The sequence below is a fragment of the Streptomyces sp. NRRL S-340 genome (genome assembly GCF_000720185.1).
In the GTDB taxonomy this organism is placed as follows: Bacteria; Actinomycetota; Actinomycetes; order Streptomycetales; family Streptomycetaceae; genus Streptomyces.
The window spans coordinates 94,286-120,651 of the sequence record NZ_JOIY01000024.1; the positions used below are offsets into that span (position 1 = coordinate 94,286).

At 71.9% G+C, this 26,366-nt stretch carries 25 protein-coding genes, 1 pseudogene and 1 riboswitch; of the genes and pseudogenes, 9 read left to right on the top strand and 17 right to left on the bottom strand.

The window, feature by feature from the left end; all coding sequences use genetic code 11:
• Positions 1-40: 40 nt before the first annotated feature.
• Entirely contained in the window at positions 41-766 is a 726-nt protein-coding gene (locus IG64_RS19930) for an N-acetylmuramoyl-L-alanine amidase (protein ID WP_037858111.1), read from the top strand.
• 52 nt (positions 767-818) lie between these two features.
• On the opposite strand, the gene IG64_RS19935 is transcribed toward IG64_RS19930, so the two are convergent.
• The 3 genes from IG64_RS19935 to IG64_RS41640 form a co-directional block, all read right to left on the bottom strand.
• The gene (locus IG64_RS19935; protein ID WP_037858113.1) at positions 819-1,988 is read right to left on the bottom strand and encodes a cysteine desulfurase family protein; all 1,170 of its coding nucleotides are present in this window, start codon (positions 1,986-1,988) and stop codon (positions 819-821) included.
• A gap of 211 nt (positions 1,989-2,199) precedes the next feature.
• A complete protein-coding gene (locus IG64_RS19940) occupies positions 2,200-2,466 on the bottom strand; it encodes a hypothetical protein (RefSeq protein ID WP_037858115.1) in 267 nt (88 codons plus the stop codon).
• Positions 2,467-2,633: 167 nt separating this feature from the next.
• Positions 2,634-2,798 carry a hypothetical protein gene (locus IG64_RS41640; protein WP_037858118.1) on the bottom strand — a complete coding sequence of 55 codons (165 nt, stop codon included), beginning with the start codon at positions 2,796-2,798 and terminating at the stop codon, positions 2,634-2,636.
• Between the two features lie 134 nt (positions 2,799-2,932).
• Between IG64_RS41640 and IG64_RS19950 the strand changes: the two genes are divergently transcribed.
• Entirely contained in the window at positions 2,933-3,556 is a 624-nt protein-coding gene (locus IG64_RS19950; protein ID WP_037858119.1) for a TetR family transcriptional regulator, read from the top strand.
• Positions 3,557-3,559: 3 nt separating this feature from the next.
• Here the strand turns inward: IG64_RS19950 and IG64_RS19955 are convergent, their stop codons facing one another.
• Positions 3,560-4,537, bottom strand: coding sequence for a helix-turn-helix transcriptional regulator (locus tag IG64_RS19955; protein WP_037858121.1), 978 nt, complete (start codon positions 4,535-4,537; stop codon positions 3,560-3,562).
• Between the two features lie 122 nt (positions 4,538-4,659).
• On the opposite strand from IG64_RS19955, the gene IG64_RS19960 reads away from it, so the two are divergent.
• Entirely contained in the window at positions 4,660-5,262 is a 603-nt protein-coding gene (locus IG64_RS19960; protein WP_037858124.1) for a TIGR03086 family metal-binding protein, read from the top strand.
• Here IG64_RS19960 and IG64_RS19965 read toward each other — a convergent pair.
• Positions 5,249-6,109: a thioesterase family protein gene (locus IG64_RS19965; RefSeq protein ID WP_037858126.1), complete on the bottom strand. Its 861-nt coding sequence runs from the start codon at positions 6,107-6,109 to the stop codon at positions 5,249-5,251. The two genes, IG64_RS19960 and IG64_RS19965, sit on opposite strands and share 14 nt — an antisense overlap.
• 155 nt (positions 6,110-6,264) lie before the next feature.
• On the opposite strand from IG64_RS19965, the gene IG64_RS19970 reads away from it, so the two are divergent.
• Positions 6,265-7,509 carry an alpha/beta hydrolase gene (locus IG64_RS19970; protein WP_037858127.1) on the top strand — a complete coding sequence of 415 codons (1,245 nt, stop codon included), beginning with the start codon at positions 6,265-6,267 and terminating at the stop codon, positions 7,507-7,509.
• On the opposite strand, the gene IG64_RS39040 is transcribed toward IG64_RS19970, so the two are convergent.
• From IG64_RS39040 to IG64_RS20015, 10 genes and pseudogenes are all read right to left on the bottom strand, one after another.
• Positions 7,418-8,074 (bottom strand): trimeric intracellular cation channel family protein, encoded by a 657-nt coding sequence (locus IG64_RS39040; RefSeq protein ID WP_078884107.1) that lies wholly within the window; start codon positions 8,072-8,074, stop codon positions 7,418-7,420. The genes IG64_RS19970 and IG64_RS39040 overlap by 92 nt on opposite strands.
• A 52-nt stretch (positions 8,075-8,126) precedes the next feature.
• Positions 8,127-9,518, bottom strand: coding sequence for a M1 family metallopeptidase (locus IG64_RS19975; RefSeq protein WP_037858128.1), 1,392 nt, complete (start codon positions 9,516-9,518; stop codon positions 8,127-8,129).
• 467 nt (positions 9,519-9,985) lie between these two features.
• Positions 9,986-11,365, bottom strand: a pseudogene (locus tag IG64_RS42280) (ABC transporter ATP-binding protein); the annotation flags it as partial.
• 23 nt (positions 11,366-11,388) lie between these two features.
• Positions 11,389-12,486, bottom strand: coding sequence for an ABC transporter ATP-binding protein (locus IG64_RS19985; RefSeq protein WP_037858129.1), 1,098 nt, complete (start codon positions 12,484-12,486; stop codon positions 11,389-11,391).
• Complete coding sequence (locus tag IG64_RS19990; RefSeq protein WP_037858130.1) at positions 12,483-13,481, bottom strand: ABC transporter permease; 999 nt, start codon at positions 13,479-13,481, stop codon at positions 12,483-12,485. The genes IG64_RS19985 and IG64_RS19990 overlap by 4 nt, the downstream gene beginning before the upstream one ends.
• A 142-nt stretch (positions 13,482-13,623) precedes the next feature.
• A complete protein-coding gene (locus IG64_RS19995) occupies positions 13,624-15,411 on the bottom strand; it encodes an ABC transporter substrate-binding protein (RefSeq protein WP_037858132.1) in 1,788 nt (595 codons plus the stop codon).
• 68 nt (positions 15,412-15,479) lie between these two features.
• Positions 15,480-16,487, bottom strand: coding sequence for an ABC transporter permease (locus IG64_RS20000; RefSeq protein ID WP_037858133.1), 1,008 nt, complete (start codon positions 16,485-16,487; stop codon positions 15,480-15,482).
• Between the two features lie 358 nt (positions 16,488-16,845).
• Positions 16,846-17,637 carry an enhanced serine sensitivity protein SseB C-terminal domain-containing protein gene (locus tag IG64_RS20005; protein ID WP_037858134.1) on the bottom strand — a complete coding sequence of 264 codons (792 nt, stop codon included), beginning with the start codon at positions 17,635-17,637 and terminating at the stop codon, positions 16,846-16,848.
• A 238-nt stretch (positions 17,638-17,875) separates the two neighbouring features.
• The gene (locus IG64_RS20010) at positions 17,876-18,676 is read right to left on the bottom strand and encodes an enhanced serine sensitivity protein SseB (protein WP_051813124.1); all 801 of its coding nucleotides are present in this window, start codon (positions 18,674-18,676) and stop codon (positions 17,876-17,878) included.
• A gap of 41 nt (positions 18,677-18,717) precedes the next feature.
• Complete coding sequence (locus IG64_RS20015) at positions 18,718-19,419, bottom strand: AAA family ATPase (protein ID WP_037858137.1); 702 nt, start codon at positions 19,417-19,419, stop codon at positions 18,718-18,720.
• 171 nt (positions 19,420-19,590) lie between these two features.
• A riboswitch (glycine riboswitch) is annotated at positions 19,591-19,690 on the top strand.
• A 198-nt stretch (positions 19,691-19,888) separates the two neighbouring features.
• Here IG64_RS20015 and gcvT point away from each other — a divergent pair.
• The 5 genes from gcvT to IG64_RS20040 all read left to right on the top strand — a co-directional run bounded on the left by gcvT (position 19,889) and on the right by IG64_RS20040 (position 24,930).
• The gene (gcvT, locus tag IG64_RS20020; protein WP_037858138.1) at positions 19,889-21,010 is read left to right on the top strand and encodes a glycine cleavage system aminomethyltransferase GcvT; all 1,122 of its coding nucleotides are present in this window, start codon (positions 19,889-19,891) and stop codon (positions 21,008-21,010) included.
• 109 nt (positions 21,011-21,119) lie between these two features.
• Positions 21,120-21,494, top strand: a complete 375-nt coding sequence (gene gcvH / locus IG64_RS20025; RefSeq protein ID WP_037858140.1) for a glycine cleavage system protein GcvH — start codon at positions 21,120-21,122, stop codon at positions 21,492-21,494.
• Positions 21,495-21,511: 17 nt separating this feature from the next.
• The gene (gene glyA / locus IG64_RS20030; protein ID WP_037858142.1) at positions 21,512-22,774 is read left to right on the top strand and encodes a serine hydroxymethyltransferase; all 1,263 of its coding nucleotides are present in this window, start codon (positions 21,512-21,514) and stop codon (positions 22,772-22,774) included.
• A 98-nt stretch (positions 22,775-22,872) separates the two neighbouring features.
• On the top strand, positions 22,873-24,240 hold the full coding sequence (locus tag IG64_RS20035) for an L-serine ammonia-lyase (protein ID WP_037858144.1): 1,368 nt from the start codon (positions 22,873-22,875) through the stop codon (positions 24,238-24,240).
• A gap of 135 nt (positions 24,241-24,375) precedes the next feature.
• Positions 24,376-24,930 carry a GH25 family lysozyme gene (locus IG64_RS20040; protein ID WP_037858147.1) on the top strand — a complete coding sequence of 185 codons (555 nt, stop codon included), beginning with the start codon at positions 24,376-24,378 and terminating at the stop codon, positions 24,928-24,930.
• Between the two features lie 22 nt (positions 24,931-24,952).
• On the opposite strand, the gene IG64_RS20045 is transcribed toward IG64_RS20040, so the two are convergent.
• Both IG64_RS20045 and IG64_RS20050 read right to left on the bottom strand, forming a co-directional pair.
• On the bottom strand, positions 24,953-25,804 hold the full coding sequence (locus IG64_RS20045; protein ID WP_267883409.1) for an NADPH-dependent F420 reductase: 852 nt from the start codon (positions 25,802-25,804) through the stop codon (positions 24,953-24,955).
• A 21-nt stretch (positions 25,805-25,825) separates the two neighbouring features.
• Positions 25,826-26,038, bottom strand: coding sequence for an EF-hand domain-containing protein (locus IG64_RS20050; RefSeq protein WP_037858151.1), 213 nt, complete (start codon positions 26,036-26,038; stop codon positions 25,826-25,828).
• Positions 26,039-26,366: the final 328 nt, after the last annotated feature.

Here is a 26,366-nt window from a genome sequence, read left to right on the forward strand (position 1 = left end):
GTGCGGGAACCGGAGCCGCCGGATATCCGTTCCAGGTCGTATGGGGGCGGACAAGACCGGGCGGGGCGGCGGGGACGGCGGCGCGGGGCGGTGGCCGGCACGCCGGGCGGTGCTCGTGGGCGGGGCGGTGGCCGTCGCGGGCGGTGCGGCGCTGTGCCGGGACGAGCTGGCGCGGCTGTGGTGGCGGCTGCCGGGCGGCCAGAGACCGCGGGTGGCCGGTGCGGTGGACTTCGCCGGGGCCCGCTGGGTGGCGGCCTCCCCGGCGAACTACCGGCGCGCGGACCGGCCCGAGGACTTCACGGTGGACCGGGTGGTCGTCCATGTCACCCAGGGCAGCTACGCGAGCGCGGTGAAGGTGTTCCAGGACCCCGGGCACCAGGCCGCGGCGCACTACATCGTCGGCGCGGACGGCCGTGTGACGCAGATGATCCGCGAGCTGGACGTGGCCTTCCACGCGGGCAACCGCGAGTACAACGAGCGCAGCGTCGGCATAGAGCACGAGGGTTTCGTGGAGAAGGCCTCCTCCTTCACCGACGCGATGTACGCCGCCTCGGCCCGGCTGACGGCCGGGATCTGCGGGCGGTACGGCATACCCGTCGACCGGGAGCACATCATCGGGCACGTGGAGGTGCCGGGCACCGACCACACGGACCCGGGACCGTACTGGGACTGGGACCGTTACCTGCGGCTGGTGCGCCGCGCGCGGACCGCGCCGGCGCCGAGCGCCTCACCCACCGCGCCGGCCTCACGGGCGGCGCGCGCCTGAGCCCGGCGCGCCCCGGCTGCACGCACCGCGCGTGCCGGGCCGCCGCGCGGTGTCAGCTGAGTCCCGCCGCCCGTGCCCGCTCCACCGCCGGGCCGATGGCCTTGGCGACGGCATCGACGTCGGCCTGCGTGGAGGTGTGGCCCAGGGAGAAGCGGAGGGTGCCGCGGGCCAGGTCGGGGTCGGTGCCGGTGGCGAGGAGGACGTGGCTGGGCTGGGCGACGCCCGCGGTGCAGGCGGAGCCGGTGGAGCACTCGATGCCCTGGGCGTCCAGCAGGAGCAGCAGCGAGTCGCCCTCGCAGCCGGGGAAGGTGAAGTGGGCGTTGGCCGGCAGGCGCCCGGCGGGCGCGGGGTCGCCGCCCAGGATCACGTCGGGGACCGCCGTGCGGACGGCGGTGATCAGGGCGTCGCGCAGTGCGCCGATCTCGCGGGCGAACCACTCGCGCCGCTCGGCGGCGAGCCGGCCGGCCACGGCGAAGGAGGCGATGGCGGGCACGTCCAGGGTGCCGGAGCGGACATGGCGTTCCTGGCCGCCGCCGTGCAGCACGGGTACGGGCGTGTGCTCGCGGCCGAGCAGCAGCGCGCCGATGCCGTAGGGGCCGCCGATCTTGTGTCCGGAGACGGTCATCGCGGCGAGGCCCGAGGCGGCGAAGTCGACGGGGACCTGGCCGAAGGCCTGGACGGCGTCGGCGTGCAGCGGGACGTCGAACTCGGCGGCGACGGCCGCCAGTTCGGCCACCGGCAGCACCGTGCCGATCTCGTTGTTGGCCCACATCACCGTGGCGAGGGCCACGTCGCCGGGGTCGCGGGCGATGGCCTCGCGCAGGGCGTCGGGATGGACGCGGCCGTGGGAGTCGACGGGCAGGTACTCGACGGTGGCGCCCTCGTGCTCGCCGAGCCAGTGCACGGCGTCGAGGACGGCGTGGTGCTCGACGGGACTGGCCAGGACCCGGGTGCGGGCCGGGTCGGCGTCGCGGCGGGACCAGAACAGGCCCTTGACGGCGAGATTGTCGGCCTCGGTGCCGCCGGAGGTGAAGACGACCTCGCTGGGGCGCGCGCCGAGTGCTTCGGCGAGGGCTTCGCGGGACTCCTCGACGGTGCGGCGGGCCCGGCGGCCGGATGCGTGGAGGGAGGAGGCGTTGCCGGTGACGCCCAGCGCGGCGGTCAGCGCCTCTGCCGCCTCCGGGAGCATGGGGGTGGTCGCGGCGTGGTCGAGGTAAGCCATGGTGAGGCTGATTCTACGGGTCGCCCGCCGGGGACCCCCGGTCAAGGTCGCGCCGAATCGCGCGGAAGCCGCGGCACCCGGCCGGCCCGGGCCCCGCGTCCGCGGCACGATCCGCGCGAGGTGCCCTGGGCCCTGTCGTCACATTCCCGTCGTCCGCCCGCAAGGCGGGCATCGCGGCGTCGGGTGCGTGCTCTCGGCGTGCCGGGCCCGCCTAGAAGCTCCAGGACACCGTGTGGTCCACCTGCATCAGGGCCAGGAGGACGACGAGGTCGGCGATGCCCAGGGTGAGGCCGAGCAGGGCGCGCCCGCGGCGTTCGGTGCCGCGCCACAGGGCCACCGCCGCCAGGACGACGGAGACGGGGCCGAGGACGACGTTGAGGACCAGCAGGCCGAGCAGGCCGAGGATGAAGGACGCGACGGCCATGCCGTCGGCGTCACGCCTGACGGTGCGGCGCGTGGCCGGTGCGGTGAGCTGCATGACGGGTGGCTCCTGTGGTCGTGCGGGACGGTCGGAGGGGTTCGGGCGGTCGAGCCGGGCGGCGGTGCGGGGCCGGGCGGACGGCGCGTCCGGCCGGTCGGCCCGACCGCACGCCGGGCCCGTCGGCCCGGGCGGTCCCACGAGGGCGCCGGGCGGGCCCGGCGGCCTCAGTGGGAGGTGCCTCGGCGGCGGGCGTGGCGCTCGCGGAGCGCGAAGACGGCGAGCCAGGCGGCGATCACCGCGGCCGCCACGGCGGTGAGGCCGAGCGGCACGTGGGCGACGGTGCCCAGGGTCACGCCGAGCAGCAGCAGTGCGGCGACGAGGAACAGCATGGGAACGAGATCCCCCTTCGGCGCCGGCCGGTGTTCTTCCGGCGGACGCTTGCGGTAACAGTTGTTCACTGACTACCCAGTCTAGCGCCGCCCGCCGCTTGGAAATTCCGGAGAACAGTTGTTAACTGTATGGCATGAGTCACACGCCCGGCGTCCGGCAGGCCCAGAAGCAGAAGACCCGCCAGGCCCTGCTGGACGCGGCGCTGGCGCTGCTGGAGGAGCAGAGCCTGAGCAGCCTGGGGCTGCGCGAGGTCACACGGGCCGTCGGAGTGGCCCCGACCGCCTTCTACCGGCACTTCCGCTCCACCGCCGACCTCGGCGTGGCCCTGGTGGAGGAGGCGCTGGGCAGCCTGCACCCGATGATCAGGACCACCGTGTCCACCGCGGACGACAGCGAGGAACGCATCGCGCGCGCCGTCGGCCTGATCGCCCGTCATGTGGCCGAGTACCCGGCCCACGTCCGGTTCATCGCCCGGGAGCGGCACGGCGGGGTCCAGCCGGTGCGCGAGGCCATACGCGGGCAACTAACGCGGTTCGCGCAGGAGGTGAAGGCGGAACTGGCCAAGGACGCCCTGGCCGAGGGGTGGAGCGACGACGACCTGCTGATGCTCGCGCATCTGTACGTCGACCAGATGCTGATCACCGCCTCGCTCTTCCTGGAGGCGCCGGACTCCCCCGGGGAACGCGACCGGGTCACCCGGCTCGCGACCCGGCAGTTGCGCCTGATCAGCATCGGCCGCCGGCACTGGCGGGAGTGAGGCTCACGCCCCCTGCCCCGCACCGCGCTCGTACAGTCCGGTGACCGACGCGGCCGCGGCGAGCAGCTCCGCGCGCGCCTCGGGCGGCGCCACGACCTCCACCTGGTCGGAGAAACCGAGCAGTTGGCGCACCGCGCCCACCGCGGGGTACGACAGGCGTGCGGTGACCCACTCGCCCTCCCCGTCGTCCTCGGGATGCCCGGTCAGCGAGGGGCCGTGCAGGCGCAGGAACATGTCCAGGCGCTCGCGGCGCACCCGTACGGTGACGTCCAGGCCGCCCGGCCGCTCCTCGACCCGGCGGCGCAGCACCTCCCAGGCGTCGGCGAGTTCGACACCCGGCCTGCGCCGCACCGGTTCGTCCAGGATCCGGGCCGAGCGCACCCGGTCGGCCCGGAACAGCCGCGGCGCCCCGCGCCGGTCGGCGACCAGGTACCAGACGCCCGCCTTGGCGACCAGCCCGTAGGGGTCCACGGTGTACGTCCGCGGCTCCGTGTCGCCGCCGTGCCGGTAGCGCAGCCGCAGCCGGCGGTCGGTGAACACCGCCTCCTGGAGGACGCCCAGGTCGACCGGCCGGTGCGGACCGCTCTTCCAGCGGGTGGCGTCCACCAGGATCCGGCGGCTGACCTCCTCGGCGGCGGGCCGGTGCGGCGCCGGGAGCGCCGCCATCACCTTGCGCAGCGCCGAGCCGAGCGCCGAGTCCAGCCCGAGGGCCGCGTGCGCGCCCTGCGCGGCCAGCACGAACAGCGCGCGGGACTCGTCGGCGGTCAGGCCCGTGACGTCGGTGCGGAAACCGGCGAGCAGTTCGATGCCGCCGTACCGGCCCCGTTCGGCGTAGACCGGGACACCGGCGGCCGAGAGCGACTCGACGTCGCGGTAGATGGTGCGCACCGACACCTCCAGCCGGCCGGCGAGTTCGTGTGCGGGCACCCGGCCCCGGGTCTGCAGGAGCAGCAGGATCGACAGCAGGCGGTCGGACTTCATGGCCCCAGGGTCACGCCTTCGGGCCGGTGCGGCAAATGCTGACGGAAGCTGTCAGGTTATCGGCCCATTCTCGGTTCCGTACCGGGCAGCGGGCCCGGTCACCGAACCGGAAGAGGCAGTGCATGAACTCCCCCGACTCCCGTCCCGCCGACCCCCGCCCCCTCTACGCCCGCGCCACCGAGCAGGCCGCCGCGCTGATCGCGACCGTACGGCCCGAGCAGCTGACCGCTCCGACGCCCTGCACCGAGTTCGACGTGCGGGCGCTGCTGGGCCATGTCGTCGGCAGCAGCCGGCGGATCGCCGTCATCGGCGCGGGCGGCGACGGGCTCGCCGTGGACACGAGCACCGACGGCGTGCCGGACGACGGCTGGTCCGCCGTCTACGAGGAGGTCCGCACCCGCGTCCTCGAGGCGTGGGCGAGCGAGGAGCGGATGGCGGCGACGGTACGGGCGCCGTGGGGCGAGGTGCCCGGCAGCGCCGCGCTCACCGGCTATGTGATGGAGCTGGTGACCCACACCTGGGACCTCAACGAGGCGCTCGGCCGGCCGATGGCGCTCGATGCGGAGCTGGCCGAGTTCTCGCTCGCCAACGCCCGCCGGGTGCTGGCCGAGCCGGAGCGGGACGCGCGGGTCCCCTTCGGCTCGGCCCAGCCGGTCGCCGAGGGAGCCGGCGCGTACGAGCAGCTGGCGGCCTGGCTGGGCCGGCGTCCGCTCAGCCGAGCCTGACCCGCGCGAGCTGCCGGGACTGCGCCACCAGCCGGTCGGCGCCGTCCCACACCTCGGCGTCCTCCTCCAGGAAGCCGCCGGCCAGGTTGCGGGTGGTGATCGAGACCCGCAGCGGACCCGGGGCGGGGCGGCAGCGGACGTGCACGGTCAGCTCGACGGTCGGGACCCAGCCCTTGAGGCCGAGTTCGAACGCGGTCGGCGGCAGCGCGTCCACCGCGAGCAGCAGCGAGAGCGGGTCGGCGTCGCGGCCGTCGGCCAGCCCGAACCAGGCGCGCATCTCGCCCTTGCCGGACGGCGCGCCGAGCGCCCAGCCGAGGGTGGCCGGGTCCAGCTTGAGCATCAGGCGGTCGGCGATGGCGGAACTGCCCTCGACCGGGGCCGGCCCGTCCTCGGCGCCGAAGCACTGCTCCAGCGGCGGGAGCGCGGGCGGCTCGGCGGTGGTGCGGACGTCGTCGGGGAGCGCGTCCAGGTCGCCGTAGGAGGCGAGGACCCGGATGCGTTCCACCTCGGTGCCGTCCTCGTCCTGCTGGAAGAGGGAGGCCTGGCCGGTGGAGAGGGTGCGGCCGGTGCGGACCACCTCGGTGCGCACGACGGCCGGGCCGGGCCGTGAGGCGGTCAGGTAGTGCGCCGAGACCGTGAACGGATCGGGGTGCGGCAGGGCGTCCGCGAGCGCGCGGCCGAGGACGGCCAGCAGATAGCCGCCGTTGACGGCGTTGATGATGGTCCAGCCGGCCGAGAGGCTGGTGTCGTAGACGCCGGGGGCGCGCCGCGTGACGGCGGTGTCCCGGTCGAACTCGCTGTCGCCGATCACGGCCCGCAGGGCCGGGGCGGAGGCTGCTTCTGGCATACGGGAACCGTACAACAGGAAAATACTAAGCGGTAGCTTTCTTTGGTGACACCTCCGTGACGGATGCCCCGCGCTGCGTGAACGTCCGGCAATTTCTCGGTAAGTGTCCGCACTCGTCCGTAAACCCCCGGCCCCGGTTTTCCCTCTACGGGGACATGAGCCTCACCGGGACTCCGTTCCTGTACACCACCATCGCGCTGGCCGTGGTGGCCCTCGTCCTGCCGTTCGCCCTGTGGACGCGGACCAGGGGCCCCAAGGTGCTGCGCACCGCCCTGCGGGCCCTGATGCTGCTGTTCGCCCAGGCCACGGCCATCACCCTGATCTTCGTCCTGGTGAACAACGCCAACAACCTGTACGACAACTGGGACGATCTGCTCGGCACGGGCAACCACGTCCAGCAGGCCGCCGACCTGGGCGCCGACGGCACCGGCGGCATCGCCTACCGCAAGCTGCCCAAGGTCGAGCAGAAGTTCACGCAGGCCGACGGGCCGGGCATGCGGGCGGCGGGCGGGGTCCGCGTCACCCAGCTGAAGGGCCGGGTCTCCGGGGTGAGCGCCGAGGTCTACGTCTGGCTGCCGCCGCAGTACGACGAGCCCGCCTACCGCGGCAGGAAGTTCCCCGTGGTGGAGCTGTTGTCCGGCTACCCCGGCTCGGCGAAGGCCTGGTTCGGCTCGATGAAGGTGCACGAGCAGCTCGAAGGGCTGATGCGCAGCGGCCGGGTCGCCCCGTTCATCCTGGTCTCCCCGCGCACCAACCTGGTCGCCAAGGCGGACACGGGCTGCGCCAACATCCCGGGCACCGTCAACGCGGACAGCTGGCTGAGCATCGACGTACCGAAGATGATCAACGACAACTTCCGCGCCCAGGCCGCGCCCGACGGCTGGGCCGCCGCGGGCTACTCGGCCGGCGCGCACTGCGCCGCCAAGCTCGCCGTCGCCCACCCCGACCGCTACCGGGCCGCGGTGAGCCTGTCCGGCTACAACGACCCGATCGGCGAGAGCGCGTCCCTCGCCGCGCAGAACACCGCCCTGCGCCGGGCCAACAACCCCTACGTGCTGCTGAAGAAGTACCGCAAGCCGCCGCGCGTCGCGCTCTACCTCTCCGGCGAACCCGGTGACGGCTACCAGGCCGGGGTGGCGCTCGAGCAGGTCGCGAAGCCGCCGACGACCGTGCGCGTGGTCTTCCTGCCGCGCAGCGCGGGCGGGCACAGCATGGCGCTGTGGCGCCCCCAGGTGCCCGCGGCGTTCCGCTGGCTGACCCTCCAGATGAGCCACCAGGGCGGCCACGGCGGCCACACCGCCTCGCCGCCTACTCCTCACGGACGGTCGAACGCCGGTTCCACGCCCGCGGAGCTCGCCAGTGGTACCGCATCGCAAGCAGGCGGAGCACGAAAGCGGTGAGCACCGCGAGCGCCGTGGTGAGCGGGGTCAGCGCGTCGTAGCGGATGCACAGCACCACCATGGTGGCGCCGACCATCGCCGGGACCGCGTACAGGTCGCGGTCCCAGCGCAGCAGCGAGGGCACCTCGTTGGCGAGCACGTCCCGCAGCACACCGCCGCCCACGGCGGTGGCCAGCCCCAGGGTCGCCGACGAGGTGAGGCTGAGCCCGTAGTCGTACGCCTTGGTCGTGCCCGAGACGCAGAACAGGCCGAGCCCGGCCGCGTCGAAGACGTAGACGGCCCGCTGGATGCGCTCCACGTGCGGGTGCAGGAAGAAGACCACCAGGGTGGCGATCAGCGGGGTGAGGAAGTACCCCAGGTCGGTGAAGGCGGCCGGCGGCACGGCCCCGATGACGATGTCGCGGAACAGCCCTCCGCCCAGCGCGGTGACCTCGGCGAGCACGGCGATGCCGAAGACGTCGAAGTTCTTGCGGACGGCCAGCAGCGCGCCGGAGATGGCGAACACGAAGATGCCGACGACGTCGACCGTGTGCTGGACGGAGGGGCTGAACAGTTGCTGGGACACGCCACATTCTTACTCAGGGCGCGGCGCCGTCCGGCGGTGCCGGGCGCCGCGCCTACAGGGCGGGCTTGCCCGGGGTGTAGAGCCACTTCTGGAAGAGGTCGCCGAGCCGCTGCCCGGACACCTTCTCCGCGAGCCGGACGAAGTCGGCGGTCTCGGCGTTGCCGTAGCGGTGCAGCGACGTCCAGGCGGGCAGCAGCCGGAAGAACGCCTTGTCGCCGATGCGTTCGCGCAGCGCCTGGAGGGTCATGGCGCCCCGGTCGTAGACCGCGCCGTCGAACATGGTGTCGCGCTGCGGGTCGGCCGGCCTGACCTGCCAGAAGGAGTCGCCGGCGGCGAGGGAGTCGTACTCGGCGCGGAAGGAGTCGTGCGCCGAGCGGGTGCCCTTGTGCTCGGCCCACAGCCACTGGGCGTAGGTCGCGAAGCCCTCGTTGAGCCAGATGTCCTTCCAGTGCTTCACCGACACCGAGTCGCCGAACCACTGGTGGGCCAGTTCGTGCACGATGGTCGACTCGCTGCGCACGGCCGAGTAGGCGGGCTTGCTCTGCACCTCCAGGGAGAACCCGGCCTGCGGCATGTCGTCCACGATCGCGCCCGTCTCCTCGAACGGGTACGGCCCGAAGACCTGCGACCAGTAGTCGGTGGCGGCCGCGGTCACCGCGTACACGTCGACCTTGTTGCTGTCCTTCAGCTTGGGGTCGATGGCCACGTACATCGGGGTGCCGCCCGGGGTCCGGCCGGTGCGCACGTCGAACTTCCCGATGGTGGCGGTCGCCAGGTAGCTCGCCATGGGCCGGCTCTCGCGCCAGTGGGTGTACGTCGAGCCGCCCCGGTCGTACGTCGAGACGAGCCGGCCGTTGGAGACACCGGTCAGGCCCTTGGGCGCCTTGATACGGATGTCGTAGGTGGCCTTGTCGGAGGGGTGGTCGCTGGAGGGGAACCAGGTCGAGGCGGCGTTGGGCTCGCAGGCCACGAAGACGCCGTCGTCGGTCTTCATCCAGCCGTACTTCGAACCGAACACGATGGGGCCGCCGAGCGGCTCGGGTATGCCGCCGTAGGTGACGGTGACCGTGAACGTGCTGTTCTTGCGCAGCACGCCGCGCGGGGTGATGCGCAACTCGTCGCCGTCGCGCGTGAACTGCGCCGCTCTGCCGTTCACCTCGACCCGGGTGACCTCCAGTTTCTGCAGGTCCAGGTCGAAGGAGGAGAGGTTCTCGGTGGCGCGGGCGGTGAGGGTGGTGCGCCCGTCGAGGCGGTCGGTGTCCGGGTTGTACGCGATGTCGAGGGCGTAGTGGCGGGCGTCGAAGCCGCCGTTGCCCAGGAGGGGGAAGTAGGAGTCGCCGATGCCCGGGGCGCCGTGCGTGGGGGCCGAGGAGGCGGCGATCGCGAGGAAGGAGGCCGCCGCGGTCGCGACGGCCCCCAGACGTGCCGAACGGGAGAGTGCCATGAGTCGTCCCTTCGCGCGTGGATCAGTGGATCACACGGACAGACTCTGCGCTCTCCCGTTCGATCATGTGCATGACTTTGCCAAGTCGTCATGCGTCAGTCGCCGGTTGACTCCTGACGCTCGGTACGCTCGCCGTCCGTACCGGTGACCGGGTCCGTACCGGTCTCCTCGGAGATCGCCGGCTCGGCGGCCTTCGCCGGCTTCGCGGACTTGGCGGTCTTCGCGGGCGTGGACTTGGCGGTCTTCGCCGGCGCGGACTTCGAAGTCTTCGCGGGCGTGGACTTGGCCGTCTTCGCCGTCTTCGCCGCCGTGGACTTGGCGGTCTTCGCGGGCGCGGCCTTCGCGGCCTTCGCCGCCTTGGCGGGCGCGGACCCGGTGGTCTTCGCCGCCTTGGCGGGTTCCGCCGCGGCCTGTGCGGACTCGGCGGACTCGGCCGCCTCCGCCGGGGATTCGGCGGTGCCCTCAGCCGGTCCGGCGGTGCCCTCAGCGGCTTCCGCCGCCTCGGTGGCCTCCGCCGCCTCCCTGCCCTCGGTGGCCTCCGCCGCGTCCGACTTCGCCGTGGCCTCGGTGGCCTCCGCCGCCTCCGGCTTCGCCGTGTCCTCGGCGGCCTCACCGACCTCCGGGTTCTCGGTGGCCTCCGTGCTCTGCGCCGTCTCCGCGACCTCCGCCGCCACCGCCGCGGACGTCCGGGCCGACTCGGCCAGGGCCTCCTCGGACACCAGCTCGGCAGCCTCCTTCGCGGCCGTCAGCAGCACCGTGTCCTGCGGCGCCTGGTCCGCGAAGTTCTCCGGGTGGTGGCAGGCTACCCGCTGCCCGGGCTTCAGCTCCTTCAGCTGCGGCTCGGTCGTCCGGCAGATTTCCGTCGCCTTCCAGCACCGGGTGTGGAAGCGGCAGCCGCTCGGCGGGGAGATCGGCGAGGGAACGTCACCCTGGAGCAGGATGCGCTCGCTCTTGGCGTTCTTGCGCCGCGGGTCCGGGATCGGCACCGCGGACATGAGCGCCTTGGTGTACGGGTGCATCGGCGCCTTGTACAACGAGTCCCGGTCGGCCAGCTCGACGATCTTGCCGAGGTACATGACCGCGATCCGGTCCGAGACGTGCCGGACGACCGACAGGTCGTGCGCGATGATCACGTACGTCAGGCCCAGCTCCTGCTGGAGGTCGTCCAGCAGGTTGACGACCTGCGCCTGGATCGACACGTCGAGCGCGGAGACCGGCTCGTCCGCCACCACCAGCTTCGGCTTGAGCGCGAGCGCGCGGGCGATGCCGATGCGCTGGCGCTGACCGCCGGAGAACTCGTGCGGGTAGCGGTTGTAGTGCTCGGGGCTGAGCCCGACCACCGACAGCAGCCGCTGCACCTCCTTCTTGATCCCGCCCTCGGGCTCGACGCCCTGGAGCCGGAAGGGGGCGCCGACGATGGTGCCGATGGTGTGCCGCGGGTTCAGCGACGAGTACGGGTCCTGGAAGATCATCTGGACGTCGCGGCGCATCGGGCGCATCCCGCCGACGCCGAGGTGCGTGATGTCCTTGCCCTCGAACTCGATCCGCCCCGCGGTAGGTTCGAGCAGCCGGGTGATCAGCCGGCCCATCGTCGACTTGCCGCAGCCGGACTCGCCCACGACACCGAGGGTCTCACCGGAGCGCACCTCGAAGTCGAGGCCGTCCACGGCGCGCACCGCACCGACCTGGCGCTGCAGCAGACCCTTCTTGATGGGGAAGTGCTTCTGCAGCCCGCTCACCTTGAGCAGGATCTCGCCGGGCGCGGCCTCCTCGGCGAGGGTGGCCGTGCCGGTCGCCTCGTCCTTCGCCCCGGCCTTGTCGCCGTCGCTCTGCGCAGGGATGCCCACTGCCTTGTCCTTGGCGTTCTCGCTCACAGCTTCGGCGCAATCTCTTCGGTCCAGATCCGCTCCCGCTGCTCCTGCGACATGTGGCAGGCGGCCCAGTGCCCGCTGCCCACCTCGGACAGTTCGGGGCGCACCGTGCGGGTCAGGTCGTCCTTGGGGATGTCGGCGTACGGGCAGCGCGGGTTGAAGGCGCAGCCGGAGGGGATGTTGATCAGGGAGGGCGGGGACCCCTTGACGGGGATGAGCCGCTCCTGCTGCTCGCGGTCCAGGCGCGGCATCGAGCCGAGCAGACCCCAGGTGTAGGGGTGGCGGGGCTCGTAGAACACCTTCTCGGCCGGGCCGCGCTCCACGCACCGGCCGCCGTACATCACCAGGATGTCGTCGGCGAGTTCGGCGACGACGCCCAGGTCGTGGGTGATGACGATGACCGCGGAGCCGAACTCCTTCTGCAGGTCCCGGATGAGGTCGAGGATCTGCGCCTGGACGGTGACGTCCAGCGCGGTGGTCGGCTCGTCCGCGATGAGCAGTTCGGGGTTGTTCACCAGCGACATCGCGATCATCGCGCGCTGGCGCATCCCGCCGGAGAACTCGTGCGGGTAGTTGTCGACGCGCTTGTCGGGCTGCGGGATGCCCACCCGGTCGAGCATCTCGACCGCACGCCTGCGCGCGGTCTTCTTGTCGACGTCGTGGTGGATGCGGTACGCCTCCACGATCTGCTGGCCGATCGTGTAGTACGGGTGCAGCGCGGACAGCGGGTCCTGGAAGATCATCGCCATCTGCCGGCCGCGCAGCTTGCGCACGTGGTCGGGGTCGGCGGACAGCAGCTCGGTGCCGTCCAGCCAGATCTCGCCGGAGATCTGCGCCTTGCGCTTGCCGTACTGGCCGGCGGTGTGCAGGCCCATGATGCCCAGCGAGGTCACCGACTTGCCGGAGCCGGACTCGCCCACGATGCCGAGGGTCCTGCCCTTCTCCAGCTTGAAGCTGAGCCCGTCGACGGACTTGACCAGGCCGTCGTCGGTGGGGAAGTGCACCTTCAGGTCGCGTACTTCCAGGAAGGCGCTCGGGGCGGCCGAGGCGGCGGTGGGCTCGCCCACCGCGGCTCCCGTCTTGCTGAGGTCGGTCATGCGAGCCTCACTCGGGGGTCGATCACGGCGTACAGGACGTCCACCACGAGGTTGGCGATGAGCACCGCGAGGGAGGTGATCAGGGTGACGCCCAGGATGATGGGCAGGTCCTGGTTCTTGATGCCGTTGAGCACCGCCTGGCCGAGGCCCGGCAGGCTGAACGTCGTCTCGGTCAGGATCGCGCCGCCGATCAGGGCGCCGAGGTCCATGCCGAGCATGGTCAGGATCGGGGTCAGCGTCGAGCGCATGGCGTGCTTGCCGATGACGGTCTGCTCGCGCAGGCCCTTGGCGCGGGCGGTGCGGATGTAGTCCTCGCCGAGGACCTCCAGCATGGTGGCCCGGGTGATGCGCGCGTACATGGCCGCGTAGAGGAAGGCGAGGGTGATCCAGGGCAGGATCATGCCGCCGAGCCAGCCGGTGAAGCTGTCGCCGATGGGCACGTACTGGCCGTCGATCCAGCCCAGTCCGTAGCTGAAGACGGCCAGGGAGAGCAGACCGGTGAAGTAGATGGGCAGCGAGACGCCGCTCAGGGCGACGACCATCGCGCCACGGTCCCAGATGCTGCCCCGCTTGAGCGCGGAGAGCACACCGGCGGCGACACCGAAGACCAGCCACAGCACCGCGGCGCCGAGCGCGAGTCCCAGGGTCACCGGGAAGCGGTCGGTGAGCACCGGCCAGATGGCCTGCTCGCTCTTGAAGGAGTAGCCGAAGCAGGGTGCGGCGCAGTGGGTGACGTCGCCGCCGCCCACGTAGGTGCGGCCCGCGAAGATCCCCTGGAAGAAGTGCCAGACCTGCGTGTAGACCGGGGCGCCCAGGTCGAGCTTCTGCCGGACCCCCTCGACCGCGGCCGGGTCGGCCTGTTTGCCCACGAAGCTCAGGGCGATGTCGACGCCCGCCCACTTGGGGACGAGGAAGAAGATGCTGAAGACCACCACGATGATGACCACCAGCATCACTGCGGCGGCGAACAGCCGCCTGATGAGGTAAGCGAGCACAGCTTACGGCCCGCCGCGGACCGCGGGCCGCCGGTGGTGGTACCACCCACGCCTTGTGGGCTGTGGGGGACTTCCGGCGGCTCGCGGTCACGCCGCGCCGGCCTTCACCTGCCTTTCGTGCCGTTCGGCGGGTGTGCCGGGTTTACTTCGTGGAGGTCAGGCCGAGGTTGACGAAGTCGTAGTACCCGCTGTACGCGTTCGTCGTGTACACGTTCGCCAGTCGCGAGGAGCGCCAGTTCAGGAGCTTCTCGAAGACGAAGGGCAGGTAGTAGCCGCCCTCCATGACCTTGTGGTTGATCTGGGTGGCGAGCTGCGCCTTCTTCGCGTCGTCCAGCGTGGTGCCGTACTGGTCGAAGAGGCCGTCGATCGTCTTGTCGTTGATCAGGGCGTAGTTGTTGTTGCCGCTCTGGAGGATGTCGCGGCTGTCCCACAGCGGCACGCCGTAGCCCTGGACGGTCGGGAAGTCCGGGCCCCAGCCCATGATGATGATGCCGAACTTCTTCTTCTCCACGTTGGACGGGCTGCCGATGATGCCGGTGGTCTGCGAGCCGTCGTACTGGTAGATGTCGGCGTCGATGTTGATCTTCTTCAGCGCCGCCTGCAGCGACTGGGCGGTGGCCACCTCGACCGGCTTGTTGTTGCGGACCGCGATGGTGGTCTTGAAGCCGTTCGGCTGGCCGCAGGCCTTCAGCTCATCCTTGGCCTTGGCGGCGTCGCCGTTCTTGCCGGCCCCGGCGAGCTGGTACGGGTCGTACTTCTGGCCCTCGCCACCGGCGACGGACGGCGGGAGCATGTTGGTGCCGATGTCGCCGCCGGCCACCGGGCCGCCGCGGGCGGTCTGGAGCGAGACGTGGTCGGCGCCGTAGATCACGGCCTTGCGGCAGTGCTCGTTGTCGAACGGCTTGACGCTCTGCGGGAAGACCGCGTAGCGGATGAAGCCGGAGACCGGGTTGTCCAGGTTGCCCTTGTGCTGCTTCAGGGCGATCTGGCGGCCCTGCGGCGACAGACCCGTCTGGCTGAGGTCCAGGTCGTAGTCGCCGCTGATCAGGCGCTGGTCCAGGTCGTTGGCGTTGGTGAAGAACTTGATCGAGACCTTGTCCGGGTACGCCTTGCGGACGGGGTCCGAGGACGCCTTCCAGTTGGTGTTGCGCACCAGCACGAGGCTCTTGCCCGGGTCGTAGGACTCGAACTTGTACGGGCCGGAGGAGAACGGGTGCAGGCCGTACTTCGACTTGGTGTCCTTGTCCTGGCGGACCGGGGAGGCCGAGGTCAGCGCCAGCATCTGGAGGAAGTCGGAGTTCGCCGTGGGCAGGTGGAAGACGATGGTCTTGTCGTCCGGCGTGTCGATCGCCTTCAGGCCCAGGTGGTCGGCGGACTTGTCCTTGTACGGACCCGGGTAGGTGCCCTTGGGGTCGAGCGTGTTCTTCAGGTAGACCGGACCACCGGACAGGACGTCCTGCGCCCAGACGCGCTCGATGCCGTACTTGAGGTCCTTGGAGGTGATCGGCTTGCCGTCCTCCCAGGTGATCCCGTCGCGCAGGGTGAACGTGTACGTCTTGCCGCCGTCGGTGAGCTTGCCCATGTCCGCGGCCAGGTCCGGCGTGAGCTTGGCGCCCGCGGAGCCCGGCGCGGTCGAGTAGGTGAGCAGCTGACGGCTGTAGTAGCGCGAGAAGTCCCACATGAAGCCGTAGTAACCGCGTGTGGTGTCCCACGAGTCGGCGTCCTGGGTGCCGGCGAACTTCAGCTCGCCGCCCTTCTTGACCTTCGACGCGTTGACGACCTTGTTGTTCGCCGCGTCGAAGCCGGCCGCGCCGCTCTTCGAGTCGCCGCCGCCTCCGCCGCCGCACGCCGCCGTGGTCAGCAGCCCTGCGACCACGGCCGCAGCGGCCAGTGCCTGCTTGCGCCGCCCTTTGGTGCGTTGGGTAGTCACGATCTCGGTTCCTCCGGAATTGATGAGAGACCCCGTGTATGCGCCACGGGTCGCTTGGATACGGCGGTTCAGCGGGAACCCTTGGGGTCCAGCGCGTCGCGCACGCCGTCGCCGAAGAGGTTGAAGGCAAGAACGGTGATGAAGATCGCCACGCCCGGGATCACCATGTACATGGGGTCCGAGTCGTAGTAGTCGATCGCGCTCGACAGCATCTGTCCCCAGGACGCCGTCGGGGGCTTGACACCCACGCCCAGGAAGCTGAGGGCCGCCTCGGTGAGGATGTTCGTCGGGATCATCATCGTCGTGTACACGATGATGGGCGCGACCAGGTTGGGCAGCAGTTCCTTGAACAGGATGTAGAACCGCCCGGCGCCCAGCGACCGTGCCGCCTCGACGTACTCGCGTTCCCGCAGCGAGAGCGTCTGGCCGCGCACCACGCGGCCGATGTAGGGCCAGCCGAAGAAGCCGATGACCAGGACCATCACGAACACGCGCACGCTGGAGCCGGTCAGCCCCAGCATGTCGTTGGGCATGACGGAGACCAGCGCGATGATGAAGAGCAGCTGCGGGAAGGCGAGCAGACCGTCCATGACCCGGCTGATCACCGCGTCGACCCAGCCGCCGAAGAAGCCCGCGAGGATACCGAGGATCGTGCCGAGCACGACGGCGACCAGGGCGGACAGGAAGCCGACCAGCAGCGAGATCTGCGCGCCGTAGAGGATGCGGGCGAAGATGTCGCGGCCGTTGACGGGTTCGACGCCGAGGAGGTGGTCGCCGCTGATGCCGCCCAGGGACCCCGTGGGGGTGCCGAACAGCGGGTCGATCAGGTTCTCGTGGTAGGCGTCCGGGTCCTGCCCGATCAGGTTCGCGAGCGCGGGCGCGAGCAGCGCGACGAGGATGAGGAGGAGCACGACCACACCGCCCGTCAGGGCGAGCTTGTCCCGCTTCAGGCGCTCCCAGGCGATCCGCCCCAGGGAACGGCCCTGGACGGCCTTGGCGCCCGTGGTGGCCACGGCCGCTTCCTCGGCCGCCCTCGGGGCCGCTTCGGCGGTCGGCTCGTGCAATGGTGCCGTCATTAGGCAGGGACCCCTCTCAACCGGCGGTAGCCGGCCCGCACTTGCCGCTGTGGCGGCATCGTCAGTCCGTCGTACACAGGGGCGAACGCCCCCTTGTTGCGGGAGTCTTCAATGCCTGGGCGATCTGCTGCCAGACTTGGCGGTGAAAGGATGCGCAAACGTGATGCGGGTAGGGGGATTCCGTTATCCGGACGTTGGGTAACGGGGGGCGGACACGGGCCAGTTGGTGCTTTCTTCCGCAGAACCGGACCTTCCGCCCTCATCTACGCGCGCAGAAGGCGGCCGGCCCTCGACCGCCGCCGGGCGGACCGTATGGTTCCGGATCAGGCCCCCGCGGGGCGGACCGTACCGCCGCCGGTCAGTGTCCGCCGGCCGGCGGGTAGCCGTAGCCGGCCGCCGCCGGGGAGCCGGCCACGGCGTGGGCCTCGCGGTCGTAGAACGGACGGGTCCGGGCGCGCAGCCACATCACCACGGGGTCGAACTCGTCCGACATCACCACGGTCGAGACGGGCAGCCCGTCCGGGACGGCCGCCATGGACTGCTGCATCATCGCCCGCACCGCGTCGACGGCGGCCGGCGAGGTGTCGTACACGTCCAGGCCGATGGCGAGGTACGGCGCCCCGACGGCGGGCTGCACCCAGGCGCGGCGCAGCGAGCGCAGCGCGGGGGTACGGTGGGCGGCCTGGCTGAGCAGGGCGTAGAACTGCGGCAGTTCGAGGGCCGGTTCGGACAGTCTGAGCGGACCCGCGGGCTGGCGGTCCAGGCCGGCGGCGATACGGCGCAGATCCAGCCAGGGGATGCCGACGCCGCCGCCGGGGGCGTGCGGATTCAGCCAGAGGCCGTAGTGGTCGGGGTAGAGGGTGCGGGCGACGTCGAGGCCGTCGACCACCTCGTAGGAGCGCATCCAGCCGCTGGCCGACAGCTCCTGGGCGGAGGTGACGCACGGGGCGTAGCCGTGGCCGCCGACCTCCATGTGGCCGTACTGGGCGTCGGGCGAACCGGCCTGGCCGTGCCAGAGCAGCATCCAGACCTGGCCGGTGGAGGGGGTCGCGAGAGTGCGCAGCAGCGCCTCGTAGGCGTCGTACCGCCCGGGTGTCACCTGGCGGAGCATCTGCTCCACGTGCCCGGCCGTGGTGCCGCTGGCGCTCACCTTCTACCGCCCCTTCGTAGTGCCCTCGACCGAGCTGCGGACCTGGGTCCTGCCGTCCCCCTCCCGTCGTCCGCCCGGAGCGCGGGGCAGACGGGAACGCGACGGCACGCCTAGCTTACGGCCGCCCGTCCGGCTCGGTGCGTGTCGCGGTCCCGGGCAGGGGGTGCGCCCCGCCTGGGCCGACCCGCGCGGGCGGTGCGGACGGGCCGGCCGTGCCGCGCCGCCCCCGCGGCGGGCTTCAGTGGCCCGACTCGTAGAACGGCCGGACCCTTTCGCGCATCCATTCGGCCACCGGGTCGTCCGTGATGTCCAGGAGGACGAGGTTGACCGGCCAGGGCACGGGCGCCGCCGCCAGGGCGCGGCCCAGCGCGTCCAGCGGGCGGCTGCGCAGGTCGCCGTCCCACTGGGACAGTTCGACCCCGACGAACATGACCGGGTCGGCCGTCTCGACGACGGCCAGGCAGCGGCGGGCGCTGCGGACCAGGCCCGTGGCGGCGAACTCGGCACCGGCGGCGGACAGGAAGTCCACCGGGTCGTCCTGCCAGTCGGGTTCGTACAGGCGGACCCGGCCGCCGCTCGCGGGGCCGTCCAGTTCGGTGCGTCCGGCCCGGCACAGTTCGGCCACGGCCTGCGGGGGCAGCGGGAGGCCCACCACGCCGTCCGGGTTCAGCGCGATGCCGGCCTGGGCGGGCAGGCCCCGGGCGAACTCGACGGCGGGCGCGACGGTGAAGGCCATGTGGGGGCCGGCGGCCTGGCGCAGCTGTTCCTCGGAGCTGAAGACCGGCACGTAGGCCTGGCCGTCGATCTCCAGGGTGGGCAGGTCGAGCGGGCCGCTGTGCGGGCCGCCGCCGTTGGGCAGCGGCACCCAGAGGTGGCTGCGGCCCAGCACCTCGATGATCCGGCCGCCGGCCGTCGGGATGCCGAGGGCGGCGGAGAGCACCTCCTCCAGCTCGTTGCCTGGCCAACCGCCGTGCGGGTGGTGCGCCTGTGCCGGGAAGTCCCCCGGAAAGTCCGCGGAGAAGTCCGCCGGGATGTCCATCTGCCTACCGCCTGCTGGGAACCACTGCTGTGACCGAAAGGCTAACGGGTGCCGGGACCGCTGCCGCGGGTGAACCCGATCCGCCGCAGGCCGGCCGCCGCCTCGCGGTCCAGCAGGACCGCCGAGTCGCACCCCTTGGGCAGCTCCCCGCGCTCCACCGCCCCGGTCAGGCGGGCGGCGGCCCTGCGGTGGCGCAGGAAGGCGTAGCGGGAGACGCCCCGGCCGCGTTCGCGCTGGCCCGAGAGCGCGGCGGCGGGCGGCACGTCCAGCAGGAGCAGGTGGAGCGCGCCGCCGCGCCGGTGGGCGGTGCGGGCCAGCCAGGCCCGGACCCAGGCCTGGGTGCCGCAGTCGTGGACCACCACGCCCTCGCCGGTGCGCAGGGCGCGGCGCAGCGCGGCGTAGTGGGCGAGGCGGACCAGGGGGCGGTAGAGGGCGTAGGGCACGCGGCCGGCCAGGCGGGTGTCCCAGCGGTCGCGGGTGTCCTGGGAGTCGATCCGCGCGCCGTGCACCGCGCGGCGCATCAGCGTGGACTTGCCGCCGCCGGGCAGGCCGGCGACCACGACGAGATCCCGGGGGCCGAAGAGCAGGGCGTGCGGGGTGCGCCCGGGCCGCTCGCGCAGGTCGCGGACGACGGGCGCGGGGCGCTCGCCGCGGCGGGCGCGGGCGGTGGCGCCCGGCTGTGCGGGCAGGGCCGGGACCTGTGCCGTCGTCGCGTACGCCGGCGCGCTCCTGTTCACCGTCATCGTCCTCCCCGGGGTGGTGACGGTTCACCTCCCCCTTGAGTGTAAAGAGAAGGTAATACGCGGCGCCTGCCGTTTCCGTGCGCGTTCTGCCACAGACCGGTTACAGATCCGGCCTGCCGCGCCGGGCACCGGGCGTGCGATGATGTGCGCGCCAACTGCATACCGGCCGCTTGAATCCGCGCGGGAGAGTCCTCAGCAGCACGCCTGCCTGGGGCGCCGAAGGAGCAAGTCCCTCCCTTGAATCTCTCAGGCCCCGTACCGCGCGGGCGAGGCACATCTGAAAAGCGGGCCGCTGCCGCAGTGGCTCCACCCAAGGTGCAAGCCGTGCCCGTCCGTCCGACGGCGGTCATGGCGAACCTCTCAGGTTCCGATGACAGATGGGGAGGACACCCGACCTGTCCTCGCCGTCCCCGCGCCCGGCCCAGCCCGTGCGCGGTGGGGGGACCCCCATCGCCTTGGAGACCGACCGATGAGCAGTTCCGCTCCGCTCCGTCGTACCGCGCTGGACGCGGTGCACCGTTCGCTGGGTGCGACGATGACCGACTTCGCCGGCTGGGACATGCCGCTGCGCTACGGCTCCGAGCGCGACGAGCACCTCGCCGTGCGTACGCGGGCCGGTCTCTTCGACCTGTCCCACATGGGCGAGATCACCGTGACCGGCCCGCAGGCCGCCGCCCTGCTGAATCACGCCCTGGTCGGCAACATCGCCTCCGTCGGCGTCGGCCGGGCCCGCTACACCATGATCTGCCGTGCGGACGGCGGCATCCTGGACGACCTGATCGTCTACCGGCTGGCCGACAGCGAGTACATGGTCGTGGCCAACGCGTCCAACGCCCAGGTGGTGCTGGACGCGCTCACCGAGCGGGCGGCCGGCTTCGAGGCCGAGGTCCGCGACGACCGCGACGCGTACGCCCTGCTCGCCGTGCAGGGCCCGGAGTCCCCCGGCATCCTCGCCTCGCTCACCGACGCCGATCTGGACGGCCTGAAGTACTACGCCGGCCTGCCCGGCACGGTCGCCGGGGTCCCCGCGCTGATCGCGCGCACCGGCTACACCGGCGAGGACGGCTTCGAGCTGTTCGTGAAGCCGGAGCACGCCGTGGAGCTGTGGCAGGCGCTGACGAAGGCCGGGGAGGGCGCGGGCCTGGTGGCCTGCGGCCTGTCCTGCCGCGACACGCTGCGCCTGGAGGCGGGCATGCCGCTGTACGGGCACGAGCTGACCGAGGCGCTGACCCCGTTCGACGCGGGGCTCGGCCGGGTGGTCAAGTTCGAGAAGGAGGGGGACTTCGTGGGCCGCGAGGCGCTGCTGGCCGCCGCCGGGCGCGCGGAGCAGAACCCGCCGCGCGTCCTGGTCGGCCTGGTCGCCGAGGGCCGCCGGGTCCCGCGCGCGGGCTACGCCGTCGTCGCAGGCGGCGAGGTGATCGGCGAGGTCACCTCCGGCGCCCCCTCCCCCACCCTGGGCAAGCCGATCGCCATGGCGTACGTCGACGCCGCGCACGCCGCGCCGGGCACCCCCGGTGTCGGCGTGGACATCCGGGGCAGCCACGAGCCCTACGAGGTCGTGGCGCTGCCCTTCTACAAGCGGCGGAAGTGACACCGTCGTCACCGGTCAGGGGTGAGGCGGGGCCCGTCGCCCCGGTCACGCACGCCCCGCGCAGTCCCTCATTCACCAGCACTCCCCCGCGTACAGGAGAATTCAGGCCATGAACAACCCCCAGCAGCTGCGCTACAGCAAGGAGCACGAGTGGCTGTCGCCCGCCGAGGACGGCGTCGCGACGGTCGGCATCACGGAGTTCGCGGCCAACGCGCTCGGTGACGTCGTCTACGCCGACCTCCCGGCGGTGGGCTCCACGGTGACCGCGGGCGAGACCTGCGGCGAACTGGAGTCGACCAAGTCGGTCTCCGACCTGTACTCCCCGGTCAGCGGTGAGATCACCGAGATCAACCAGGACGTGGTGGACGACCCGTCCCTGGTGAACTCCGCGCCCTTCGAGGGCGGCTGGCTGTTCAAGGTGCGTCTGACGGAGGAGCCGGCCGACCTGCTCTCCGCCGACGAGTACACCGCCCAGAACGGCTGAGGAGCGGACGGATCCAGATGAGTGTTCTCGACACCCCCCTGCACGAACTCGACCCGGACGTCGCCGCCGCGGTCGACGCCGAGCTGCACCGCCAGCAGTCCACGCTGGAGATGATCGCCTCGGAGAACTTCGCCCCGCTCGCGGTCATGGAGGCCCAGGGCTCGGTCCTCACCAACAAGTACGCCGAGGGCTACCCCGGCCGCCGCTACTACGGCGGCTGCGAGCACGTCGACGTGGTCGAGCAGATCGCCATCGACCGGATCAAGGCGCTGTTCGGCGCCGAGCACGCCAACGTGCAGCCGCACTCCGGCGCCCAGGCCAACGCCGCCGCGATGTTCGCGCTGCTCCAGCCGGGCGACACGATCATGGGCCTGAACCTCGCGCACGGCGGGCACCTGACCCACGGCATGAAGATCAACTTCTCCGGCAAGCTCTACAACGTGGTCGCCTACCACGTGGGCGAGGACGGCCTGGTCGACATGGCCGAGGTGGAGAAGCTGGCCAATGAGTCCCGGCCCAAGCTGATCGTGGCCGGCTGGTCGGCGTACCCGCGGCAGCTGGACTTCGCCGAGTTCCGCCGGATCGCGGACGAGGTCGGCGCGTACCTCATGGTCGACATGGCGCACTTCGCCGGTCTGGTCGCCGCGGGCCTGCACCCCAACCCGGTGCCGCACGCCCACGTGGTCACCACCACCACCCACAAGACGCTGGGCGGCCCGCGCGGCGGTGTGATCCTTTCCACGGCCGAACTCGCCAAGAAGATCAACTCGGCGGTCTTCCCCGGTCAGCAGGGCGGTCCGCTGGAGCACGTGATCGCCGCCAAGGCGGTGGCCTTCAAGGTGGCCGCCTCCGACGACTTCAAGGAGCGCCAGCGGCGTACCCTGGAGGGCGCCCGCATCCTGGCCGAGCGCCTGGTGCGGGACGACGCCAGGGCGGCCGGTGTGGACGTGCTGTCGGGCGGCACGGACGTGCACCTGGTCCTGGTGGACCTGCGGAACTCGGAGCTGGACGGCCGGCAGGCCGAGGACCGCCTCCACGAGGTCGGGATCACGGTCAACCGCAACGCGGTCCCGAACGACCCCCGGCCCCCGATGGTCACCTCCGGTCTGCGCATCGGCACCCCGGCGCTGGCGACGCGCGGCTTCACGGCCGAGGACTTCACCGAGGTCGCGGACGTGATCGCCGAGGCGCTGAAGCCGTCCTACGACGCCGAGGCGCTCAAGGCCCGGGTGAAGGCCCTGGCCGACAAGCACCCGCTGTACGCGGGGCTGAACAAGTAAGTCACCGGCAACACCGCGCGGGCGCCGGCGACCCCGGCGCCCGCGCGCTGCCGCCCTCTTCCCACCCCCTCGCACCACCCCCGCATTGAGGAGTCCCCGTGGCCATCTCGGTCTTCGACCTGTTCTCGATCGGCATCGGCCCGTCCAGCTCCCACACGGTCGGCCCGATGCGGGCGGCGCGCATGTTCGCCCGCCGGCTGCGCAGCGAGGGGGTGCTGGAGCGGACCGTGTCGCTGCGCGCGGAGCTGTACGGTTCCCTCGGCGCGACCGGCCACGGCCACGGCACGCCGAAGGCGGTGCTGCTCGGCCTGGAGGGCGACTCGCCGCGCACGGTGGACGTGGAGACCGCGGACGAGCGGGTGGAGCGGATCAAGGCCTTCGGCCGTCTGAACCTGCTGGGCGAGCACGAGATCGCCTTCTCCTTCGACGACGACATGGTGCTGCACCGCCGCAAGGCCCTGCCCTACCACGCCAACGGCATGGTGCTGTGGGCGTACGACGCCTCGGGCGCCGAGTTGCTCACCAAGACGTACTACTCGGTGGGCGGCGGCTTCGTCGTGGACGAGGACGCGGTGGGCGCGGACCGCATCAAGCTGGACGACACGGTGCTGAAGTACCCCTTCCGCACGGGCGACGAGCTGCTGCGCCTGACCCGGGAGACCGGCCTGTCGATCTCCGCGCTGATGCTGGAGAACGAGCGGGCCTGGCGCACCGAGGAGGAGATCCACGACGGCCTGCTGGAGATCTGGCGGGTGATGCAGGCGTGCGTGAAGCGCGGGATGAGCCGCGAGGGCATCCTGCCCGGCGGCCTGAAGGTGCGCCGCCGGGCCGCGATCACCGCGCGCCAGCTGCGGGCCGAGGGCGACGCCGCCGCCCGCGCCATGGAGTGGATCACTCTGTACGCGATGGCGGTGAACGAGGAGAACGCGGCCGGCGGCCGGGTGGTGACCGCCCCCACCAACGGCGCGGCCGGCATCATCCCCGCCGTCCTGCACTACTACCTCAACTTCGTGCCCGGCGCCGACGAGGAGGGCGTGGTCCGCTTCCTGCTGGCCGCCGGTGCGATCGGCATGCTGTTCAAGGAGAACGCCTCCATCTCCGGCGCCGAGGTCGGCTGCCAGGGCGAGGTCGGCTCGGCCTGCTCGATGGCAGCGGGCGCGCTCGCCGAGGTGATGGGCGGCACGCCCGAGCAGGTCGAGAACGCCGCCGAGATCGGCATGGAGCACAACCTCGGCCTGACCTGCGACCCGGTGGGCGGCCTGGTGCAGATCCCGTGCATCGAGCGCAACGGCATGGCCGCCGTCAAGGCGGTCACCGCCGCCCGCATGGCGCTGCGCGGCGACGGCTCCCACAAGGTGTCCCTGGACAAGGTCATCAAGACGATGAAGGACACCGGCGCGGACATGTCGGTGAAGTACAAGGAGACGGCGCGCGGCGGGCTCGCGGTGAACATCATCGAGTGCTGAGCGCCCCGGCGCCCCCGCCGCGCGCCCGTGCCGCGGCCGGGCAGATGTGCGAACGCGCTGGAGGGATCGACCGTGGCGAAGTGGGGCAGAACTCAACCGACGACTCCTCCCCCCACGGTCCTTCAGGGAGTTTGCATGCTGCACGGCATCGACGTGAGCGCGTACCAGTCCTCCACCTACGGCACGGACGGCCTCTCCTTCGTCTTCATCAAGGCGACGGAGGGCCGTTCGTACGTCAACTCCAGGCTCGGCGCCCAGGCCAAGCACGGCCGTGACGCCCATCTGGTCGTCGGCTTCTACCACTTCCTGTGGCCCGGCAACATCACGGCCCAGGCCGAGTACTTCGTCTCCCACGCCCCGGAGAAGCGCGGCGACATCCTCGCCGTCGACTGGGAGTCCACCGGCGAGGGCACCCACGCCTCCAACGCGGAGAAGGACGCCTTCATCCGCAAGGTGAAGCACCTGCGCCCGCACAACCGGGTGCTGCTCTACACCAACCGCCACTTCTGGCTGAGCGTCGACACCACCTCCTACGCCGGGGACGGCCTGTGGATCGCCGACTACGTCTCCGCCGGCCACCCCCGCATCAAGGCCAAGTGGCGGTTCCACCAGTACACCGACGATCCCCACGACAAGAACGTGGCGAACTTCTCCAGTACGGCGGCGCTGCGGGAGTGGGCCACGGTGTGACGGTCCGCCCCGGGGGCGGCCGTCAGGCCCGGAAGTCCGCCGGGCGCTCGGGGGACGCCTCCGCCAGGGCCTTGGTGACGGCGTCGACGCCCTCCTGCAGCCCGTAGACCGGGGTGCCGGGCTGCTGGCGCCAGGAGTCGTCGATGGTGCCGGAGTCCACCGTGTCGAAGCCCAGTTCCTCGATCAGCGCCCGCACCTTCGCCTTGGCCGCCGGGTCGTCGCCGGCGACCGGCAGCGCGAGGCGGCCGGGGTCACCGGCCGGGCGGGGCCGGTCCAGGAGGTCCTGCGCGTAGGTGCCGTTGAAGGCCTTGACCACGGGGTGGCCCAGGTGCTGCGAGGTCCAGCGGCTCTCGGTGAGGCCCTCGTCCTCGATGGCCGCGATCCTGCCGTCGCGCTGCGGGTAGTAGTTGCCGGTGTCGATCACGACCACGCCGTCCGCCGCTCCCTCCAGCAGTCCGGAGGGCAGGTCCGGGACCGCCTTGAGCGGGACCGTGACCACGACGACCTCGGCGCCGCGCGCCGCCTCCTCGACCCGCACGGGCGTCGCGCCGGTCTCCTCGGCCAGCGCGGCGAGGGTCTGCGGGCCGCGTGAGTTCGCGACGGACACCTCGTGTCCGAGCGCGGTGAGCCGCCGGGTGAGGTTGCCGCCGATGTTGCCCGCGCCGATGATGCCGATCTTCATCTCAGTTCGCCTCGCTCTTCCGGAGGTTCCGGAGGTCGGTGCCGGTGGTGTCGTGTCCGTGCCGTACAGCGTGTGCAAGGCACCTCCAACCCCGGCCCGGCGCGGGCTATTCCGGGCGTGCGCCGAACGGGTGGGCGGCGGGCCGCGGGGACCGGACGGGACACGGAGAAGGGGCGCCCGGTGGCAGGCCACCGGACGCCCCTCGCGCGGGCGTCACTTGTTCAGGTAGTCCCAGAACTCGTCGAACGACAGGACCTTGTCGCCGTTGAGGTCCCGCTGCTTGATGATCGCCTCCGCCACCGTGTCGGTGACGTTCCAGTCGCCTCCCTGCGCGAGGGCGGACTTGAACTCGGCAGCGGTGATGTATCCGTCACCGTCCGCATCGATCCGCTTGAACTGCTCGCGTGCCTCGTCGATGTCCGCCACCGATCCGCCCCTCTGTGTCGCTTCAGGTCCGTCTTGCTGTCGTACTGACGCAGGTCAGATTAACGGCCCGCGGCCCCGGTGCGGTCATCGCCCGGGTCTGTGAGGCCGCGCCCGGGGCCGTCGGGCCCGGGGACACGGACGGGCGGAGGCGGAGGCGGTCACGGACACCTTGCGGGGCATTCACGGTGCCGCCGGGCGCCTGGAGGCGGCGGTCGGGGTGGACGAGGACGTACGGCACCGGGAGCTGAGGCGGAAGCCCGCGCGGGCGCGGGCGGGGCAGGCTGGGCAGGCGGGGCAGGCGGGGCAGGCGGGGCAGGCGGGGCAGGCG

Coding starts and splice junctions, on each gene's coding strand:
- IG64_RS19950 (WP_037858119.1), top strand. CDS start 2,933: ATGAGTCACACGCCCGGCGTCCGGCAGGCCCAGAAGCAGAAGACCCGC.
- IG64_RS19955 (WP_037858121.1), bottom strand. CDS start 4,537: ATGAAGTCCGACCGCCTGCTGTCGATCCTGCTGCTCCTGCAGACCCGG.
- glyA (WP_037858142.1), top strand. CDS start 21,512: ATGAGTGTTCTCGACACCCCCCTGCACGAACTCGACCCGGACGTCGCC.
- IG64_RS20040 (WP_037858147.1), top strand. CDS start 24,376: ATGCTGCACGGCATCGACGTGAGCGCGTACCAGTCCTCCACCTACGGC.
- IG64_RS20015 (WP_037858137.1), bottom strand. CDS start 19,419: ATGACGGTGAACAGGAGCGCGCCGGCGTACGCGACGACGGCACAGGTC.
- IG64_RS19970 (WP_037858127.1), top strand. CDS start 6,265: ATGAGCCTCACCGGGACTCCGTTCCTGTACACCACCATCGCGCTGGCC.
- gcvT (WP_037858138.1), top strand. CDS start 19,889: ATGAGCAGTTCCGCTCCGCTCCGTCGTACCGCGCTGGACGCGGTGCAC.
- IG64_RS20010 (WP_051813124.1), bottom strand. CDS start 18,676: ATGGACATCCCGGCGGACTTCTCCGCGGACTTTCCGGGGGACTTCCCG.
- IG64_RS19965 (WP_037858126.1), bottom strand. CDS start 6,109: ATGCCAGAAGCAGCCTCCGCCCCGGCCCTGCGGGCCGTGATCGGCGAC.
- IG64_RS19940 (WP_037858115.1), bottom strand. CDS start 2,466: ATGCAGCTCACCGCACCGGCCACGCGCCGCACCGTCAGGCGTGACGCC.
- IG64_RS19930 (WP_037858111.1), top strand. CDS start 41: ATGGGGGCGGACAAGACCGGGCGGGGCGGCGGGGACGGCGGCGCGGGG.
- IG64_RS19985 (WP_037858129.1), bottom strand. CDS start 12,486: ATGACCGACCTCAGCAAGACGGGAGCCGCGGTGGGCGAGCCCACCGCC.
- IG64_RS19975 (WP_037858128.1), bottom strand. CDS start 9,518: ATGGCACTCTCCCGTTCGGCACGTCTGGGGGCCGTCGCGACCGCGGCG.
- IG64_RS19935 (WP_037858113.1), bottom strand. CDS start 1,988: ATGGCTTACCTCGACCACGCCGCGACCACCCCCATGCTCCCGGAGGCG.
- IG64_RS20000 (WP_037858133.1), bottom strand. CDS start 16,487: ATGACGGCACCATTGCACGAGCCGACCGCCGAAGCGGCCCCGAGGGCG.
- IG64_RS41640 (WP_037858118.1), bottom strand. CDS start 2,798: ATGCTGTTCCTCGTCGCCGCACTGCTGCTGCTCGGCGTGACCCTGGGC.
- IG64_RS19960 (WP_037858124.1), top strand. CDS start 4,660: ATGAACTCCCCCGACTCCCGTCCCGCCGACCCCCGCCCCCTCTACGCC.
- gcvH (WP_037858140.1), top strand. CDS start 21,120: ATGAACAACCCCCAGCAGCTGCGCTACAGCAAGGAGCACGAGTGGCTG.